The following is a 14,921-nucleotide window of genomic DNA, read 5'->3' as shown; positions in this document are numbered from 1 at the left end:
ACTGTAAAATTGGGTCCAGTCTAGAGCAAATACCCAGTGCAGTCAACAGTCGGGCAATTGTTTAGCATTCCTGCCCACAAATGCGATGCCACAGAGCAGAGACCTGCACGCAGAGCCCTACCGCGCTTGCGGGGTGCACACACACCGGTGTGGCGCACGACCGCGGATGCACGTACTGGGCTACAGACGCCAGGCCTGCAGCTTACCAGTCTAACAAATGCACAACGAAACTCCAGGACCGCGCGGAAGCCCAGCCACGTTTCACAACACGTCACCAGCGACTGCCGCGTGCGTCAGCATGCCGCTTCAGCAGGTTCCGGCGGCACTTTCTGTATCCTGCACTTCCCTTGCGCGCGTGTCATTAACATATGCCAACAACTCCCTTGTCCGCGACAGGCTGTAGCGCAGCAGCCCCTCAAGGGACCCCCTAAGGCGGACTTCTTTGCTGTGCATTGCCTTATACTCGGACAACTCTTCAGTGGCCTTGTTGAGCTCCTGTGTCAGTTCCTCGACTTTATCCTCAAGCTTCAATCCGGCCAGAAGCAAGAGTAGGGTGTCAGAAGTTCTGCCTCTGCCCCCGCCGGATATTGCCTCCACCAACCTACTCAGCCTGCCGGCAAGCTCACCCAGGCGCTTCTCCTCGCTCGCCCCGCAAGCGACTCTGTAAGTGCTGCCGCGAATCGTAACATCAACGACACGCGAGCCAGCAGGTATCTCTTCAGTCACCTATCCCTCTCTACCGTTTAAAATAGATTTCACTGCTTCTATTGAGGAATTCAGGCCATCAACAATTTCGCTGCACGTCGCTTTCCAATACGCACACTCTGCCTCACGTTGCATCAACGCCTCCTCCAGCAGCTGCTTTTCCGCGGCCAGCTCGCTCACCCTTCTTTCGGACCCAGCTGTACCTGTACCACCCTCGGCACCTAGCCTGCGCGTTAGAGAATCCTCCAATTCATCAAACGCTCTGCGCAGATCCCCGGCGTAGTCCGCATCCTCCGACTTAACAACCATAGGACGATGAACAAAGACCCAAAAACGCAAGTTATTACAGATAACCAAAACATGCAAACTTTTTGTTATCGTCAACCCGGAACTGCAGGGTGGGTTTGAAGAATTGCAAATAGATGGAACCCGCCTATTTTCAGCTACGCTGTGAAAAACGCGGAATGGCCGCCCTTCGGCTGCGCTAACGACTGTCAACAGCCTTAACAAGCTTCTCACTGGGGCGGAAGTATACCCTCTTGTAAGTTGGCTTCGGAAGTCTAGAGTTCAAGCTGTGGTTCTTCAACACGTAGTGTCGAGTAGAGAATGCGCCGAACCCTCTAAGCTCAACTCTGCACCCGCTACTGACACAGCCTACTATAGAGGAGAAAAATATGCCCACGATCTGCGAAACCACGGCCTCACCCAGTGAGGGATTTTTTCTTGCGACGCGCTGAATTAGATCAGACTTGAGGGACATATAGTGTTCATCCGAAAAGCAATACGTGCAGGTACTGTATAGCAGAGGAGAAGAACGCTGGCAAACCAGAATCAATGCGTTGGTAATCCACATCCTTAACGACGCGCACATCAACATCCCTCTGCGTTTTCAGCCACTCCAAAGCCTCCTTTTCCCCTCCTATGGCGTCTATCAACCCGGCTTGTAGAGCCTGAGCCCCGGTATATATCCTGCCGTCAGAGACCGCAGAAACTTTATCAGGGGTGAATCCTCGCCTCTCAGCTACCAAGCCTACAAAAAAGACGTGAAAATCGTCCACCACTCCTTGTATTATGCTTTCACCTTCGGGTGACAGCTCCTCCAGAGGAGACATATTGGACTTCAACGGAGCAGTTTTAATAGATTTCAGTGCAATGCCCAACTTCCCAGCCGCCTCGGCCACGCCGATATACTGCGAGACTACACCTATGGACCCGGTTATGGTACCATGGCGTGCAACCACATGGTCAGCCGCTATGGCAGCCATGTACCCACCCGAGGCAGCTACGTTCCCAAGCACCGCGACCACGGGCTTCTTCAGGGCTATCTCTCTTATTTGTTGATACAAAGCTTCGCTATCGCCCACAGTACCGCCTGGGCTGTCTATTCTAAGGACTAACGCCTTTACAGAATCACTTTCCGCTAGCCGAGCGAGCATTGCTTCCCTGGCCCTGCTACGGCCGATTTCACCGCTGATTCTTACCCTTGCGACGTAGTCGTGAGTTCTCCTCAAGGTTCCAATAACCCTCGAGTAATCTACATGCCCCATAACCAAAAGTAGCAAACACACGACGAGAAAGAAAGAAGCCCTCCACCACAGAACCCTGGAATGTAACGCCTCCATCTTTAGCAAGTGATCAAGCACGTGCAACCCCTATTTCAGCGATAAGACAAGACTGTAAGACCCAACCGTTAGAACCTCAGCTTCCACCCTGTCACCAGGAAAGAACTTCTTGTTCTCGGGTAGGTGCTCCTGCTTCACCAATACGTTGAAGCTTTCTGACCCCTCAAATACGTCAACCAGCACACCCATATCTTCTAGAACCTTTGATACGGTGACAGCAACACGGTCACCAACCTCGACCCTCTTGAGCAAATCAAGGAAGGGATCCCGCTCAATCTGCTTAACCCCTAGGTCTATTTTGTTCTTGTTTGTGGCAACCATCAATATTTTGGCCTTCACGAGATCCCCAACGCTGTATTTCTTCAACGCTGCCTCAGGGGAACCACTCCAACTCAGCTCGGTGGAGCGAATCAGTCCCTCTATGCCTGACCCAGAAGTATCATCCTCAAACGAAACGAAAACGCCAAGGCTACTTATGCTCTTTACCCTGGTTGCAACAACTGATCCAACAGGGTGCTTTTCTATAAACGCCTCCCAAGGGTTTTCCTTACACCTTTTTATACTGAGACTCATGCGGTTTTTGGCCGCGTCCAGACTGAGGACTTTTGCCTCAACCTCCTCACCGCGCATGAAAGTCTGATTTACGGGCAGGTGGCTCCTCACCCAACTTACCTCAGACACGTGTATCAACCCTTCTACTCCGGTCTCTAGCTCCACAAAGATTCCATAATCCTCTATGCTTGTGACTATGCCCTTGTGGATACTGTCTACAGGATACCTCTCTTCCACGTTTGCCCAGGGGCTTTCCTCCAGCTGCTTAACTCCCAGAGAGATTTTACGGTTTTCCCTGTCAATCCTAATTATTTTTGCGCGTACCGTCTGTCCGCAAGAAAACACGGCAGATGGGTGGCTCACGCGGCTCCAGGAGATATCTGTTATGTGCAACAGCCCATCTACAACCCCCACGGACGGAGATTCGTGTATGCCTATGAACACGCCATACTTTGTTATGCTCTTGACCTTGCCCTCTATTATGCTGCCTTCTTCCAGCTGGCTTAGGAAAGAATCTTTAGCGTCTGCAAGCGACTCCTCTAACACCGCCTTCCGGGAAACAACGATATTTCCCTGCTTCTTGTCCATCTTGAGAATGCGGAACTGCTGCTTTTTACCCAACAAGGGGGTAATATCTTTAACCTGGCGCAGCCCCACATGGCTTGCAGGCAGAAAGGCAACAACGCCCCCGACATCTACGGTGTACCCACACCTGATGGAGCCAAAAATAACCCCTTCCACATCAGTTTTCTCTTCCGCGGCCTTTTCTAGCTTTTGCCATAATTCGTCTCTTATTGCCTTTTCTCGGCTAAGGACCACGCTGCCGCTTTTACCCTCAATCTTTTCCAGGCACAGCTTGACCTTAGAACCGACTTCAACGTCCTGCCCGCCATCGCCAAGCTCAAACTCCCTAAGGGAGACCACGCCCTCGGACTTCAGCCCCGCATCGACGGTTATATACCCGCCGTCCATGCAGATAACTGTGCCTTCTATTATCTCGCCTTCCTTCGGCCCTTTATCCAAGAGCTCAGACAGAGCATCAGAGAGGTCAGCATCGCCCGACTCTATATCATCAAAGCCGTGGCTCACAAACCTGTTGGAATACATCCTGCTTATACTACCAGAAGCACTACCCTGCAAACCCGTACCCGACGACATACACTAAGCCCGCAAACAACGAAAAGAAAACAACGAGTGGCAATAATATACCGTTCGCGCAGTTTTACAAGAACGTTTTTATTTTTTCCACCAATTCCTGCAGAGCAGTGGCCTTTTGCATGTGCGAGTTGTTCAGATATATAGCATCCTCAGTGCGCACCAGTGGCGCAGTACTCCTACGAGTATCCCTGATATCCCTATGCAGCAGGTGGAAGAGTACAGTTTTGTACATTGCCTTGCAACTAGAGCCGCGCAGCTGTTTAAAGCGCCTTCGTGCCCTAACTGACGCATATGCGCTGACGAAGATCTTCACATCGGCATTTGGGCATACAACAGAAGCTATATCCCTCCCGTCTACAACGGCGCCATGTGGGGCATTGAGCACAAATTGCTGCTGTATTGGCAGCAATGCAGATCTGACTCGGGTATCTTTCGCGAACACCGATGCCGTCCTTCCGACGCACTCGCTGTAGTACTTCGGGTCATCATCATTCAGTGCTGACAGTATTTCTTCTTCTTCCTCCGCACTTAGCCGAATTTCCCCGTGGCCGCGAGCCTGTGAGTATTTGTGCGGGAATTTGACTGCGAAAACTCTGTACAACTTTCCGGTGTCTAGGTGTTGCATGCGCAAAATGTTGGCTATTTCCTTGGCTAGCGTGCCCTTGCCGGAACAAGATGGCCCATCGATGGCTATAACTAAGCGTTTGCTGTGCTGATTGCCCGGGTTATTAGTCACGCACACTTCCGTGTAGCTGTAGATAACTCGAATATAGCGCTATTGCGGCTGCGTTAGACACATTCAGGCTATCAATCCTTGCCGACATTGGGATTTTGACTAGATGATCACAATGCTCCCTTGTCAGCCTCCTTATGCCCTTTCCCTCCGAGCCCAGTATTATGGCTCTGCGCTCACAAAAGCTAATTTCGTGCAAGGCCTTATCCCCGCCCGCATCCATGCCGTAGCACCAGTATCCATTCTGCTTCAAGTATTCCATCGTTTTGACCAGATTGCCCACTTGCACCACCGGGACGATATCTGCGGCTCCGCTGGAAGCCTTTGTAATTGTGCAGCTTTCGGAAGGAGAGTGATGTTCCGGTAGGATGACCGCGTCTGCATCAAAGCAGGCGGCCGACCTCACTATTGCACCTACGTTGTTGATGTCTGTAACTCGATCTAGAATAACCACGGTAGAAGCCTCGGAAGGGTTGGCTGACACTATATCCTCCACTCTGAGCTTGCTACCGTCGCGCCCGGAGAGCTCATCAACCATGAGTGCGATCCCCTGATGCGCCATTCCACCGTGACCCAAAATCTTGCTGATCTTCTCCGCTGCAACTCTTTTTGGGTATACGCCTTTGCTCTGTGCCATACGCGCAACTTCTGGGTACTTCTTCAGGAACTCTCCGGTAACTAGCATATCTCTACACACCCTATTCGGGTTCTGAAGCGCAGCAATGCACACATGTCTACCGCATATCCACATGCACCCTCCGTGATTTCTGGTGCGACCCATAACTTTGTTGTTGTAAAGCCTAAAAATTTTGCTAACGTATGCAGTGACGTATTGTAGGGTTTAATTTTTCTGAATCAACTCTAGAATCGCAGTTGGTTTTTTTGGTATTACTTTTGTGAATTATGTGCTATTACAGGGGCGGCGCCTTTTTTGCTAAGTCTCAGGGGAGGGGTGGCCGAGTGGTCAAAGGCAGCAGACTGTAAATCTGCCCACTTATGTGTACGTAGGTTCAAATCCTACCTCCTCCACGGCTGTTGCGGGTATAACTCAGTGGTAGAGTAGCAGCCTTCCAAGCTGCCCGCGTGGGTTCGATTCCCATTACCCGCTCTTTGGAAGGTATCTTGTCGCTGTAATGTGTTATTTTGGGGTAATTTTATGACAGAAGGGAGAAAGCCGCACATAAACGTAGGTACGATAGGGCATGTTGACCACGGGAAGACTACGTTAACGGCTGCACTTACTACGGTATTGACAAGAAGGCTTAGCGGAGCGAACAAGGTAGTAAAGTACGATGAGATAGACAAAGCGCCTGAGGAAAGGGCACGTGGTATCACCATTTCCACAGCGCACGTAGAGTATGAGACAGAAGGCAGGCACTATGCGCACGTAGACTGTCCGGGGCACGCGGATTACATAAAGAACATGATAACCGGTGCCGCGCAGATGGATGTGGCGATACTGGTAGTCTCTGCAACTGATGGAGCAATGCCACAAACTCGTGAGCACATACTACTAGCCAAGCAGGTAGGCGTGAAAGACATAGTCACATGGATAAACAAATGTGACGTGGTAGAAGATGAGGAGATGTTGTCGATAGTTGAGATGGAAGTTAGGGAGCTTCTGAGCAACTATGGGTATGACGGTGATGGGGTTGACGTAGTGAGAGGATCTGCGGTCAAGGCGTTGGAGGAAAGCTCTGACGGTCCGTGGAGTGAGAAGATTATGGAGCTGGTGGGGGCGCTAGAGAAGATAGAGCTTCCGGTTAGAGAGAAAGACAAGCCATTTTTGATGTCGGTTGAAGATGTATTCTCGATTCCTGGTCGTGGCACAGTGGTTACGGGTAGGATTGAGAGAGGAGTGATAAAGGTAGGGGACAAGGTAGATATTGTAGGTCTTAGGGACTTACAGAGCACAGTGTGCACTGGAGTTGAGATGTTCCACAAGGCCCTTGAGACAGGTGAAGCTGGGGACAACGCCGGCATACTACTTAGGGGTATCAAGAAGGAAGATGTGGAGCGTGGCCAAGTGTTGAGTGCACCGGGTCAGATACGTTCATACAAGGCGTTCAAGGCAGAGGTATATATCTTGAAGAAGGAGGAAGGTGGAAGGCACACTCCGTTCTTCTCGAACTACCAGCCTCAGTTCTATGTCCGTACCACAGATGTTACTGGAAGCATAAAGCTGCCTAGTGGAGTTGAGATGGTTATGCCTGGTGATAACCTCAGTATCGAAGTTGCTCTTGATAAACCAGTTGCTCTTGATAAGGGGTTGAGGTTTGCGGTGAGAGAGGGTGGCAGAACCGTAGGCTCCGGTATCATAACTGAGATTTTGGAGTAGTGGTTTATGGTAACGCAGAAGATATATATTGAACTAAAGGCGTTTGACCATTGCCTGCTCGATGGGTCTGCCCGCAACATAATTCTGATCGCAAGGAGAAGCGGCGCCAAGGTGAATGGTCCAGTGTTTTTCCCTCGCAGGATTGCGAAGTTCATTGTTAATCGCTCGACCCATGTCGATAAGAAGTCTAGGGAGCAGTTCGAGATCAGAACGCACAAGAGGTTGATTAGCCTACCGAAAGCTAATTCCGCTATACTTCAGGCCCTCATGAGTCTCCAGCTTCCAGCTGGTGTTGATGTCAAAGTCAAGGTTGTAGGAGGGTAGCGTGGCGACTGGGAGCAGGGTTGGTTTGTTGATGAAGAAGGTTGGCAGCACCGCGGTGTTTGGGGATGCAGGTGCCAGGGTTCCTGTGACTTTGCTGCTGCTAGAGGACACTTTCGTTGTTGACGTGAAAAGTCGTGATGTGCACGGGTACAACGCGGTTGTGCTTGGTGTACGTCGTCCTGGGCGCCTAAACAAGCCGCAGATATGCGCACTTAGGAAGAAGGGAATAGACGTTGATTGTCACTTATTTGAGTCTCGTGTGGACACTGTGGATGGCGTTGAGCCTGGTGGCAGGGTTCTGGTAGATCACTTTTTCCAGGGCCAGTTTGTGGATGTAGCTGGGCGCTCGATAGGTAGGGGTTTTGCTGGTGTTATGAAGAGACATAATTTTGGTGGGCTACGTGCATCTCACGGTGTTTCCATATCTCACAGGTCGCAGGGGTCCACGGGGCAGTGCCAGGATCCTGGTAGAGTGTTTAAGGGCAAGAAGATGGCTGGGCACATGGGTCATACCATGTCGGTTGTGCAGAATCTCAGGGTGGTCCTGGTAGACTCCGAGAGGTCTCTACTTGTTGTTGAGGGCACCAACGTCCCTGGGCCTTGTGGGTCGTATGTTCTGGTGAGAGATGCTGTGAAAAAGCCTGTGCCAAGGGAAGGTGGAGTTGTGGCTACCCAGTCTCCTGTGGGCGCTGCTGGTTGAGGAAGTGAGGGGCGTTCATGGAAGTTAATGTGGTTAACATCAAAAATGAGGTGGTTGGCAAGGTGCAGCTCAGCGCCGAGGTGTTTGGGGTACAGCTCAGGCGTGATGTGCTGAGAGATGTGGTGACCTGGCAGCTTGCCAAGAGAAGGGCTGGTACGCACAAAACTAGGTGCATATCCGATGTTTCTGGTACCACGGCCAAGCCTTATAGGCAGAAGCATACCGGTCGAGCTAGGCAAGGTAGTTTACGCAGCCCACAATTCCGGGGAGGCGCGGTGGTGTTTGGTCCTGTGAATAGAAGCCATGCGTACTCTCTGAACAAGAAAGTGCGCAGATTAGGGTTGAAAGTTGCGCTGTCTATGAAGGTTTCCGACAGCAAACTTGTAGTACTGGATGACTCGGGTTTGCTTTTGGAAAAAACCGCGGATGCGCATGTTGCTTTTGGTAATTTCGGTGCACATGGGTCTTATTTAGTAGTTGCCGAAACGTACGAAGATAAAGTCATGTGTGCGTGTAGGAATCTTCCGAACGTTGACCTACTGAAATACGCTGGCATAAATGTCCTCGATATACTGCGGCATGATTGTGTAATTCTGACCGTTGGCACGGTTAAGTGTCTTGAGAGTAGGTTGTGTAATGGATAGCTTTTCGGTAATTGCTTCTCCCGTGGTTACGGAGAAGTCGGTTTCGCTAGGTGAGGGACACAGTAGATATGCGGTGTACGTGGCTGTCGGTGCTACCAAGCCCCAGGTCAGGCGTGCTATAAAGCTGCTGTGTGGGGAGGCGCCCACTGATGTGTGCTCGCTTAGGGTCAAGGGTAAAAGGAAGCGCTGTAAGGGTGTTCCCGGAAGAAGGAAAGATAGGAAAAAGGTGTACTTTTCTCTACCTAAGGGCAAGGAGTTTAAAATTGTGGGGGCGGCGAAATGAGTCTTAAAGTTCTAAACCCCGTCACTCCGTCCCTCAGGGGGACCGTTATGGTTAACAGGGTTGCGCTGTGGAGGGGTAAGCCCGAAAAGTCTCTGGTCGTTGGTAGAGTCTCCAGTGGGGGCAGGAATGCACATGGAGTTATCACTGTGCGCCACCGTGGAGGGGGGCACAAACGGCTGCACAGAGTGGTAGACCTTAAGAGGAACAAGGATGGTGTGCAGGCTGTTGTGCAGCGGTTGGAATATGACCCGAACCGTACTGCTTTTTTGGCCCTGGTACGCTATGAGGACGGTGAGTTGTCTTACATTCTGGCCCCTGATGGACTGAAGGTCTCCGATGTGGTTGTTTCCGGTGTTGGGTCGGACGTGCTTCCTGGGAATTGCTTGCAGCTGGGCTCAATACCGGCTGGAACCTTTGTGCACAACGTAGAGCTCAGGCCGTGCGGTGGTGGTATCATAGCTCGGGCAGCTGGTAGCTATGCCCAGGTTATGGGTAGGGATGGTGCGTATGTCCTGTTAAGGCTTGGTTCTGGAGAGGTGAGGAAGATTTTGGCGTTGTGTAGGGCAACCGTGGGCGTTGTTTCGAATTTGAACAATCAGAACATAAAGCTAGGTAAGGCCGGTAGAAATAGGTGGCTTGGTTTCAGGCCTACGGTTCGTGGTGTCGCCATGAACCCCGTGGACCACCCGCACGGTGGTGGAGAAGGTAAAACTTCGGGTGGTAGGAACTCTGTTACTCCATGGGGTGTACCGACTAAGGGTAAAAAGACGCGGAAGCGTGGCAAGCATAGCGACAAGTACATAAAAGTTTCGTCTGTCAGGAAGAGGTAGTTTGCATGTCTCGATCGATTAAAAAGCCTCCTTTCTGTGCCCCTCATGTGCTGCGTCTCGCAAATAGGGCGATTGCATCCAACCGGAATGCGATCATAAACATACACTCAAGGTCCTCGGTGATCCTGCACAAGTTTATAGGGCTGACTTTTGGGGTTCATAATGGAAGAACCTACGTACCTGTAAAGGTGACTGACAATATAGTGGGGCGCAAGTTTGGCGAGTTCTCTCCTACTAGGCGGTTTCTGGGGCATGCGGGTGACAAGAAAGTGTCCAGGAAGGGTTAGTTTATGACTACTGTTATCAGTGCTAGAGTGTCGGGTCTCAGGTCTACGCCCTCTAAGTTGAATTTGGTTGCGGACCTGATAAGAGGTCAGGACGTGTCCACGGCCGTGATGTACCTTAAGTTTTGCAGGAAGAAGGCCGCATTTCTTGTTGGAAAGGTGCTCAAGTCCGCTGTAGCTAACGCTAGGGCCAACTACGACGTCGACTTGGATAGTTTGTACGTGAAGGAGGTTTTAGTTGGTAAGTCCTTCACTCTGCGCAGGGTTCGGCCCAGGGCGCGGGGTAGGGCATGCAGGATAAGAAAGCGGTATGGGAGCGTTGTAATTAGATTGTTGAAAAGGTAACTTATGGGGCAGAAGTCTAATCCTATTGGATTAAGGTTAGGGATAGTCGGGACTTGGGATTCGCTGTGGTATGCTGGCGGTGGGTATGCGTCCAAGCTGCACGAGGACCTTCTTCTGCGCAGTTTTGTCAAGAAGACTTTTCACCATGCTGCGGTCAGTAGGGTTGTTATTGCCAGGAAGGTTGATGCTGTGATAATAAACATACACTCTGCGCGTCCTGGTGTAATAATCGGCAAGAAAGGTACTGATATAGATAGGGTCAAGCAGAAGATTGCCCAGATGGTCAATCACGATGTTGAACTTCATATAGTAGAAGTGAAGAAGCCTGATCTGAAAGCTGCTCTGATAGCTGAGAACATAGCGCAGCAGTTGGAGAAAAGGGTGTCATTCAGGAGGGCTATGAAGCGTGGTGTTCAGAACTGCTTGAAGCTTGGTGCCAGAGGAGTTAAGGTTAGTTGTTCTGGGCGGCTAGGTGGAGCGGAGATTGCGAGGACCGAGTGGTACAAAGAGGGCAGCGTGCCTCTGCATACTTTTAGGGCTAACATAGACTATAGCTGCGCTGAAGCTAAGACCATATACGGGATTGTTGGTGTGAAGGTCTGGGTATATGTGGGCGATTCTAGAACTGGGGGTGAGTGAGAACTGTTATGTTATTTGTGCCGAAAAAAACCAAGTACTCTAAGAGCTTCAAGGGGCGCATCAAAGGTCAGACAAAGGGTGGTAGTGAGCTGGCTTTTGGTTCATGTGGACTTAAAGCGCTGGAGCCATGCAGGCTGACTTCTAAGCAGATTGAATCTGCCAGGCGCAGCATATCTAGGAGTCTTAGACGTGTGGGGAAGGTGTGGATAAGGGTGTTCTGTCACCTTCCGGTGAGCAAGAAGCCTGTTGACGTTCGTATGGGTAAGGGCAAAGGCAGCATAGAGATGTGGGTGTGCAGGGTCCAACCAGGCCGGGTGTTATTTGAAATAGGTGGGGTTTCATCTGTTTTGGCTAGGGAGGCCCTTAGGAAGGCGAGTGCGAAGTTGCCCATGAGGTGTAGTTATATTGAAGATGGGTTGAGGTAGGTTAGGTATGGGTTCTTCTGTAGACATGAAGGGGCAGTCTTCTAAAGAGCTGCGTGAGAAGCTGGCGTCCCTGCGCAGGGATTTGGTTGCTCAGGTGTTTGAGAGCAAGGAAGGTTCGTCTACCAGCAGTGTCAGACGGAGTGCTATCAAGAAGGAGATAGCAAGAGTGCTTACCACGCTGAGTTGGAGAAGAGTGAGAGGGGATGATGTCTAAGGGAGTCCTAGTGGGTGTCGTCACGGATGCTAGGCGAGATAAGACAGTAAAAGTCTCGGTCTACCGCATGGTGCACCACAAAGTGTACAAGAAGATTGTCAAAAAGTGCAGAATCTACTCTGTGCACGACGAGCACAATAGGTGTAAACGTGGTGATGTGGTCAAGATAAGAGAGCACATTCCCGTGTCTGCTACCAAGAGGTGGATTGTGGTGGATAGTTGAGGTAACTTCTGTATGATACAAAAAAACGCGATCTTGGATGTAGCAGATAATTCGGGCGCCCGCAAAGTGCTGTGCATAGGGTTTTTGGGTGGAAAGAAGCGCGCCTTGGTGGGGGATGTTATTGTTGTGTCTGCTAGGGTTGTTGCGCCTAGAGGCAAGGTTAATAAAGGTAGGGTGTATAAAGCTGTTGTTGTGAGGACCAAGGGCCCGATTCGTCGTTTGGATGGCAGCACTATCAGGTTTTCCAGTAATGCTGTTGTGTTGGTGAACGACCAGGGTGACCCTCTGGGTACGAGAGTATTTGGCCCTGTTAGGAAGCTGCCCGTTGGTGAGTTCACCAAGGTTATGTCCTTGGCTGTGGAGGTTTTGTGATGGCTAAGATTGTTAGCGGGGATGATGTGATTGTCATAGCTGGAAGCGACAAGGGCAAGATCGGCAGGTTGTGAAGATTCTGAGAAAGGGGGGGCATGTGGTGGCCAAGGTGGCCGGGGTTGCTCTCTGTCGAAAGAGTGTTAAGCCCTCTAAGGATAGGGAGGGTGGTATTTTCAGCGTGGAAAGGTTTATAGACATTTCCAATATCGCTTTGTTTGATAGTGAGGCTGGTGTGCGCACCAAGGTGGGCTACAAGTTTGTGGATGGAAAAAAGGTGCGGTATCTTAAAGGTTCTGGCCGTGTGTTGGATTAGGTGTATATGCTAGGAAGTTTGTGTAAAGAGGCCGTAGCGCAGTCTCTCATGAGTAAGCTGGGTTGCAGTAGTGTCATGCAGGTACCCAAAGTGGTGAAGGTCTGCCTGAACATGGGTATCGGCATTGGAGCGATGGATAGCAAGGTTATGGATTCATGTAGCAGGGATCTTGCCTTGATATCGGCGCAAAAGCCTGTGGTGACCCGTGCAAGGCGATCTATTGCCGGGTTTAAGATACGTAAGGGGTTTCCCATAGGTTGTATGGTTACCCTTAGAGGTAAGAAGATGTATGAGTTTTTGGACAGGCTGATTAACATAGCACTCCCACGCGAGCGGGACTTCAAGGGGCTGTCTATGTCGCAGTTCGATGGCCATGGGAACATATCTTTTGGAGTGAAGGAGCATATATCCTTCCTTGAGGTGGACTACGATAAAATAGACAAGGTACGCGGTTTTGATGTGAGCGTTGTTACCACTGCGAAAAGTGATTATGATGCCAAGGCTTTGCTTACTGAGCTCGGTTTTCCTTTTGTGAATTAGTTGGGGGTGTAGTGTCTAGAAAATCTGTAGTGCAGAGAAATCTGAAACGCGTTGCTATTTCTGCGCGGTTGTCGGAAAAAAGGCGTGCTCTAGTGCGCATCATCAAGGATGCGAGTTTGCCCATGCAGGAAAGGTTCGCTGCTCAGGTGAAGCTCTCTAAAATGCCTAGGGATTCTTCCTACATTAGGATTAGGAACAGGTGTCTCATCACCGGCAGGCCCCGCGGTTACTACAGGAAGTTTATGGTGTCCCGCATAGTGCTGCGCCAGCTTGGTTCGATAGGGCAGATGCCCGGCTTGACGAAGTCGAGTTGGTAGATAGAAGGAGGTTGGCTGTGTCGTTATCCGATCCGATTGCTGATTTTTTGACCCGCCTGCGTAATGGGCAGGCAGGCATGAACAAGGTAGTTTTTGTGCCCCATTCTAAGGTGGTTAGATCCATATTGGACATCCTGCTTGCGGAGGGTTACATAGAGGGTTTCACTGAGGAGTCTAAGAGTTCAGGAATAAAGTACCTTAAGGTGTGCCTCAAGTACTACAACTGTGCTCCGGTCATTAAGAAAATAGTGCGCGTTTCTCGCCCAGGTAAGAGAGTGTATTCTTCTGCAGATAGGCTGCCGAAGTTTTACAATGGTCTCGGTGTGTACATAGTGTCGACATCGCAGGGGGTGATGTTAGATTACAGGGCGCGTAAACTCGGCATTGGCGGGGAAATTTTGTGCGGTGTTTTTTAGGAGAGTTTGCTGTGTCTAGAGTTGGGGCGATGCCCATAGAGGTTCCTGAAGGTGTGAAAGTGGATGTGTGTGATGGTAATTCTGTCACCGTGATTGGTAAGGATGGGACGTCCTCTTCCTTCTCTTTGTGCCACGGCATACGGGCCGTGCTTGATGGCAGTACCCTGCTGCTTGTGAATGAGCGTCAGTCCTCTCCCAGGGCGAAGGTGATGTGGGGCTCTTATAGGAGCGGCATCAGCAATGCTATAAAGGGGCTATCCAAAGGGTTTTCTGTGGAACTCGAAGTGAATGGCGTTGGGTATAGGGTTGTATGTGACAATAAGTACCTCTCTATGTTTGTGGGGTTCAGCCACGGGGTGAGGTATGTAATTCCGGAGGGGATAGAGATCAAGTGTCCTAAGCCCACACAGCTTGTGATTAAAGGCTCCGACAAAGTCAAGGTACACATGGTAGCAGCTGACATATGCTCGATCAGGCGGTATGATCCTTACAAGGGTAAGGGTATATTCGTTAAGGGAGAGTACGTGTACCGGAAGGAAGTGAGTAAGAAGAAATAGGGTGGAACCGGCTATGTCATTGTGTGATTTAAAAAGGGCTACGAGGCGTAAGAGGCGAGTGAGGCTGAAGCTTAGGTCGCTATCGAGTGTCAGGCTTTCCGTGTTCAAGTCTAACAGGCACTTTTATGCCCAGCTTATAGATGATGAGAAAGGCGCGACTTTGGCAGCCGCTTCCACGCTTGAACCCGATGTTTTGGCCACAGCCAAAAGGCGGGTGAACTCGGAGGCCGCTAGGGTGGTCGCAAGGTTATTTGCCGGTCGCCTAGATGGCTTGGATGCCAACTACCGCAAGTTCGTACTTGATCGTGGTTCATGCAGGTACATAGGTGTGGTAGCTGCGTTTGCAGATGAGTTGAGAAGTCTTGGTTTTGAGTTTTAGGTTGTTCT

Annotated in this window: 25 protein-coding genes, 2 tRNA genes and 1 pseudogene; 21 read left to right on the top strand and 7 right to left on the bottom strand. The window is 50.6% G+C overall.

What is annotated here, in order from left to right:
• Nucleotides 1-306: 306 nt before the first annotated feature.
• The 7 genes from zapA to rlmB all read right to left on the bottom strand — a co-directional run bounded on the left by zapA (nucleotide 307) and on the right by rlmB (nucleotide 5,551).
• Nucleotides 307-726 (bottom strand): cell division protein ZapA, encoded by a 420-nt coding sequence (gene zapA / locus AMF_RS08530; protein ID WP_012659049.1) that lies wholly within the window; start codon nucleotides 724-726, stop codon nucleotides 307-309.
• Nucleotides 727-1,014 (bottom strand): DUF4164 domain-containing protein, encoded by a 288-nt coding sequence (locus AMF_RS08525; protein ID WP_037348940.1) that lies wholly within the window; start codon nucleotides 1,012-1,014, stop codon nucleotides 727-729.
• Nucleotides 1,015-1,189: 175 nt separating this feature from the next.
• The gene (locus tag AMF_RS08520) at nucleotides 1,190-1,465 is read right to left on the bottom strand and encodes an HU family DNA-binding protein (RefSeq protein ID WP_010265343.1); all 276 of its coding nucleotides are present in this window, start codon (nucleotides 1,463-1,465) and stop codon (nucleotides 1,190-1,192) included.
• A 7-nt stretch (nucleotides 1,466-1,472) separates the two neighbouring features.
• Entirely contained in the window at nucleotides 1,473-2,348 is an 876-nt protein-coding gene (gene sppA, locus AMF_RS08515) for a signal peptide peptidase SppA (RefSeq protein ID WP_010265341.1), read from the bottom strand.
• 9 nt (nucleotides 2,349-2,357) lie between these two features.
• Nucleotides 2,358-4,037 carry a 30S ribosomal protein S1 gene (locus tag AMF_RS08510; RefSeq protein WP_010268120.1) on the bottom strand — a complete coding sequence of 560 codons (1,680 nt, stop codon included), beginning with the start codon at nucleotides 4,035-4,037 and terminating at the stop codon, nucleotides 2,358-2,360.
• Between the two features lie 64 nt (nucleotides 4,038-4,101).
• Entirely contained in the window at nucleotides 4,102-4,773 is a 672-nt protein-coding gene (cmk, locus tag AMF_RS08505) for a (d)CMP kinase (protein WP_010265340.1), read from the bottom strand.
• Entirely contained in the window at nucleotides 4,766-5,551 is a 786-nt protein-coding gene (gene rlmB, locus AMF_RS08500) for a 23S rRNA (guanosine(2251)-2'-O)-methyltransferase RlmB (protein WP_011114493.1), read from the bottom strand. The genes cmk and rlmB overlap by 8 nt, the downstream gene beginning before the upstream one ends.
• A 165-nt stretch (nucleotides 5,552-5,716) precedes the next feature.
• Here rlmB and AMF_RS08495 point away from each other — a divergent pair.
• The 21 genes and pseudogenes from AMF_RS08495 (at nucleotide 5,717) to rplR (ending at nucleotide 14,913) form a co-directional block, all read left to right on the top strand.
• Nucleotides 5,717-5,799: transfer RNA gene (locus tag AMF_RS08495), tRNA-Tyr, on the top strand.
• Between the two features lie 8 nt (nucleotides 5,800-5,807).
• Nucleotides 5,808-5,878, top strand: a tRNA-Gly gene (locus AMF_RS08490).
• Nucleotides 5,879-5,926: 48 nt separating this feature from the next.
• Nucleotides 5,927-7,108, top strand: a complete 1,182-nt coding sequence (tuf, locus tag AMF_RS08485) for an elongation factor Tu (protein ID WP_011114180.1) — start codon at nucleotides 5,927-5,929, stop codon at nucleotides 7,106-7,108.
• 6 nt (nucleotides 7,109-7,114) lie between these two features.
• Complete coding sequence (gene rpsJ / locus AMF_RS08480) at nucleotides 7,115-7,432, top strand: 30S ribosomal protein S10 (RefSeq protein WP_010265314.1); 318 nt, start codon at nucleotides 7,115-7,117, stop codon at nucleotides 7,430-7,432.
• A gap of 1 nt (nucleotide 7,433) precedes the next feature.
• The gene (gene rplC / locus AMF_RS08475; RefSeq protein WP_010265311.1) at nucleotides 7,434-8,132 is read left to right on the top strand and encodes a 50S ribosomal protein L3; all 699 of its coding nucleotides are present in this window, start codon (nucleotides 7,434-7,436) and stop codon (nucleotides 8,130-8,132) included.
• Between the two features lie 17 nt (nucleotides 8,133-8,149).
• Nucleotides 8,150-8,776, top strand: a complete 627-nt coding sequence (gene rplD, locus AMF_RS08470; protein WP_011114492.1) for a 50S ribosomal protein L4 — start codon at nucleotides 8,150-8,152, stop codon at nucleotides 8,774-8,776.
• Nucleotides 8,769-9,059, top strand: a complete 291-nt coding sequence (locus AMF_RS08465) for a 50S ribosomal protein L23 (RefSeq protein WP_010265302.1) — start codon at nucleotides 8,769-8,771, stop codon at nucleotides 9,057-9,059. Before rplD ends, AMF_RS08465 begins: the two co-directional genes overlap by 8 nt.
• Nucleotides 9,056-9,889: a 50S ribosomal protein L2 gene (rplB, locus tag AMF_RS08460; RefSeq protein WP_010265300.1), complete on the top strand. Its 834-nt coding sequence runs from the start codon at nucleotides 9,056-9,058 to the stop codon at nucleotides 9,887-9,889. Before AMF_RS08465 ends, rplB begins: the two co-directional genes overlap by 4 nt.
• A gap of 5 nt (nucleotides 9,890-9,894) precedes the next feature.
• Complete coding sequence (gene rpsS, locus AMF_RS08455) at nucleotides 9,895-10,176, top strand: 30S ribosomal protein S19 (RefSeq protein ID WP_010265298.1); 282 nt, start codon at nucleotides 9,895-9,897, stop codon at nucleotides 10,174-10,176.
• Between the two features lie 3 nt (nucleotides 10,177-10,179).
• Nucleotides 10,180-10,518: a 50S ribosomal protein L22 gene (rplV, locus tag AMF_RS08450; RefSeq protein WP_010265295.1), complete on the top strand. Its 339-nt coding sequence runs from the start codon at nucleotides 10,180-10,182 to the stop codon at nucleotides 10,516-10,518.
• A gap of 3 nt (nucleotides 10,519-10,521) precedes the next feature.
• Nucleotides 10,522-11,157: a 30S ribosomal protein S3 gene (gene rpsC / locus AMF_RS08445; RefSeq protein ID WP_010265292.1), complete on the top strand. Its 636-nt coding sequence runs from the start codon at nucleotides 10,522-10,524 to the stop codon at nucleotides 11,155-11,157.
• 8 nt (nucleotides 11,158-11,165) lie between these two features.
• Entirely contained in the window at nucleotides 11,166-11,582 is a 417-nt protein-coding gene (gene rplP / locus AMF_RS08440) for a 50S ribosomal protein L16 (protein ID WP_011114490.1), read from the top strand.
• Between the two features lie 7 nt (nucleotides 11,583-11,589).
• Complete coding sequence (gene rpmC, locus AMF_RS08435) at nucleotides 11,590-11,796, top strand: 50S ribosomal protein L29 (RefSeq protein WP_010265283.1); 207 nt, start codon at nucleotides 11,590-11,592, stop codon at nucleotides 11,794-11,796.
• Nucleotides 11,786-12,019: a 30S ribosomal protein S17 gene (rpsQ, locus tag AMF_RS08430; RefSeq protein WP_011114489.1), complete on the top strand. Its 234-nt coding sequence runs from the start codon at nucleotides 11,786-11,788 to the stop codon at nucleotides 12,017-12,019. Before rpmC ends, rpsQ begins: the two co-directional genes overlap by 11 nt.
• 12 nt (nucleotides 12,020-12,031) lie before the next feature.
• Entirely contained in the window at nucleotides 12,032-12,391 is a 360-nt protein-coding gene (gene rplN / locus AMF_RS08425; RefSeq protein ID WP_010265276.1) for a 50S ribosomal protein L14, read from the top strand.
• Nucleotides 12,391-12,704 (top strand): annotated as a pseudogene (rplX, locus tag AMF_RS08420) (50S ribosomal protein L24). Before rplN ends, rplX begins: the two are co-directional and overlap by 1 nt.
• A 6-nt stretch (nucleotides 12,705-12,710) precedes the next feature.
• Nucleotides 12,711-13,244 (top strand): 50S ribosomal protein L5, encoded by a 534-nt coding sequence (gene rplE, locus AMF_RS08415; protein ID WP_010268085.1) that lies wholly within the window; start codon nucleotides 12,711-12,713, stop codon nucleotides 13,242-13,244.
• A gap of 11 nt (nucleotides 13,245-13,255) precedes the next feature.
• A complete protein-coding gene (gene rpsN / locus AMF_RS08410) occupies nucleotides 13,256-13,561 on the top strand; it encodes a 30S ribosomal protein S14 (RefSeq protein WP_010265265.1) in 306 nt (101 codons plus the stop codon).
• A gap of 17 nt (nucleotides 13,562-13,578) precedes the next feature.
• Complete coding sequence (gene rpsH, locus AMF_RS08405; protein WP_010265262.1) at nucleotides 13,579-13,977, top strand: 30S ribosomal protein S8; 399 nt, start codon at nucleotides 13,579-13,581, stop codon at nucleotides 13,975-13,977.
• 11 nt (nucleotides 13,978-13,988) lie between these two features.
• Entirely contained in the window at nucleotides 13,989-14,534 is a 546-nt protein-coding gene (gene rplF, locus AMF_RS08400) for a 50S ribosomal protein L6 (protein WP_010268077.1), read from the top strand.
• A gap of 13 nt (nucleotides 14,535-14,547) precedes the next feature.
• The gene (gene rplR, locus AMF_RS08395) at nucleotides 14,548-14,913 is read left to right on the top strand and encodes a 50S ribosomal protein L18 (protein WP_010265255.1); all 366 of its coding nucleotides are present in this window, start codon (nucleotides 14,548-14,550) and stop codon (nucleotides 14,911-14,913) included.
• The last annotated feature ends 8 nt before the right edge of the window (nucleotides 14,914-14,921 follow it).

This window comes from Anaplasma marginale str. Florida, from assembly GCF_000020305.1.
Lineage (GTDB): Bacteria > Pseudomonadota > Alphaproteobacteria > Rickettsiales > Anaplasmataceae > Anaplasma > Anaplasma marginale.
Note: the sequence above shows the minus strand (reverse complement) of the source record. Positions and strands in the feature narration are given on the sequence as shown.

Coding starts and splice junctions, on each gene's coding strand:
- AMF_RS08525 (WP_037348940.1), bottom strand. CDS start 1,014: ATGGTTGTTAAGTCGGAGGATGCGGACTACGCCGGGGATCTGCGCAGA.
- AMF_RS08520 (WP_010265343.1), bottom strand. CDS start 1,465: ATGTCCCTCAAGTCTGATCTAATTCAGCGCGTCGCAAGAAAAAATCCC.
- AMF_RS08510 (WP_010268120.1), bottom strand. CDS start 4,037: ATGTCGTCGGGTACGGGTTTGCAGGGTAGTGCTTCTGGTAGTATAAGC.
- rlmB (WP_011114493.1), bottom strand. CDS start 5,551: ATGGGTCGCACCAGAAATCACGGAGGGTGCATGTGGATATGCGGTAGA.
- tuf (WP_011114180.1), top strand. CDS start 5,927: ATGACAGAAGGGAGAAAGCCGCACATAAACGTAGGTACGATAGGGCAT.
- rpsJ (WP_010265314.1), top strand. CDS start 7,115: ATGGTAACGCAGAAGATATATATTGAACTAAAGGCGTTTGACCATTGC.
- rplD (WP_011114492.1), top strand. CDS start 8,150: ATGGAAGTTAATGTGGTTAACATCAAAAATGAGGTGGTTGGCAAGGTG.
- AMF_RS08465 (WP_010265302.1), top strand. CDS start 8,769: ATGGATAGCTTTTCGGTAATTGCTTCTCCCGTGGTTACGGAGAAGTCG.
- rplB (WP_010265300.1), top strand. CDS start 9,056: ATGAGTCTTAAAGTTCTAAACCCCGTCACTCCGTCCCTCAGGGGGACC.
- rpsS (WP_010265298.1), top strand. CDS start 9,895: ATGTCTCGATCGATTAAAAAGCCTCCTTTCTGTGCCCCTCATGTGCTG.
- rplV (WP_010265295.1), top strand. CDS start 10,180: ATGACTACTGTTATCAGTGCTAGAGTGTCGGGTCTCAGGTCTACGCCC.
- rpsC (WP_010265292.1), top strand. CDS start 10,522: ATGGGGCAGAAGTCTAATCCTATTGGATTAAGGTTAGGGATAGTCGGG.
- rplP (WP_011114490.1), top strand. CDS start 11,166: ATGTTATTTGTGCCGAAAAAAACCAAGTACTCTAAGAGCTTCAAGGGG.
- rpmC (WP_010265283.1), top strand. CDS start 11,590: ATGGGTTCTTCTGTAGACATGAAGGGGCAGTCTTCTAAAGAGCTGCGT.
- rpsQ (WP_011114489.1), top strand. CDS start 11,786: ATGATGTCTAAGGGAGTCCTAGTGGGTGTCGTCACGGATGCTAGGCGA.
- rplN (WP_010265276.1), top strand. CDS start 12,032: ATGATACAAAAAAACGCGATCTTGGATGTAGCAGATAATTCGGGCGCC.
- rplE (WP_010268085.1), top strand. CDS start 12,711: ATGCTAGGAAGTTTGTGTAAAGAGGCCGTAGCGCAGTCTCTCATGAGT.
- rplR (WP_010265255.1), top strand. CDS start 14,548: ATGTCATTGTGTGATTTAAAAAGGGCTACGAGGCGTAAGAGGCGAGTG.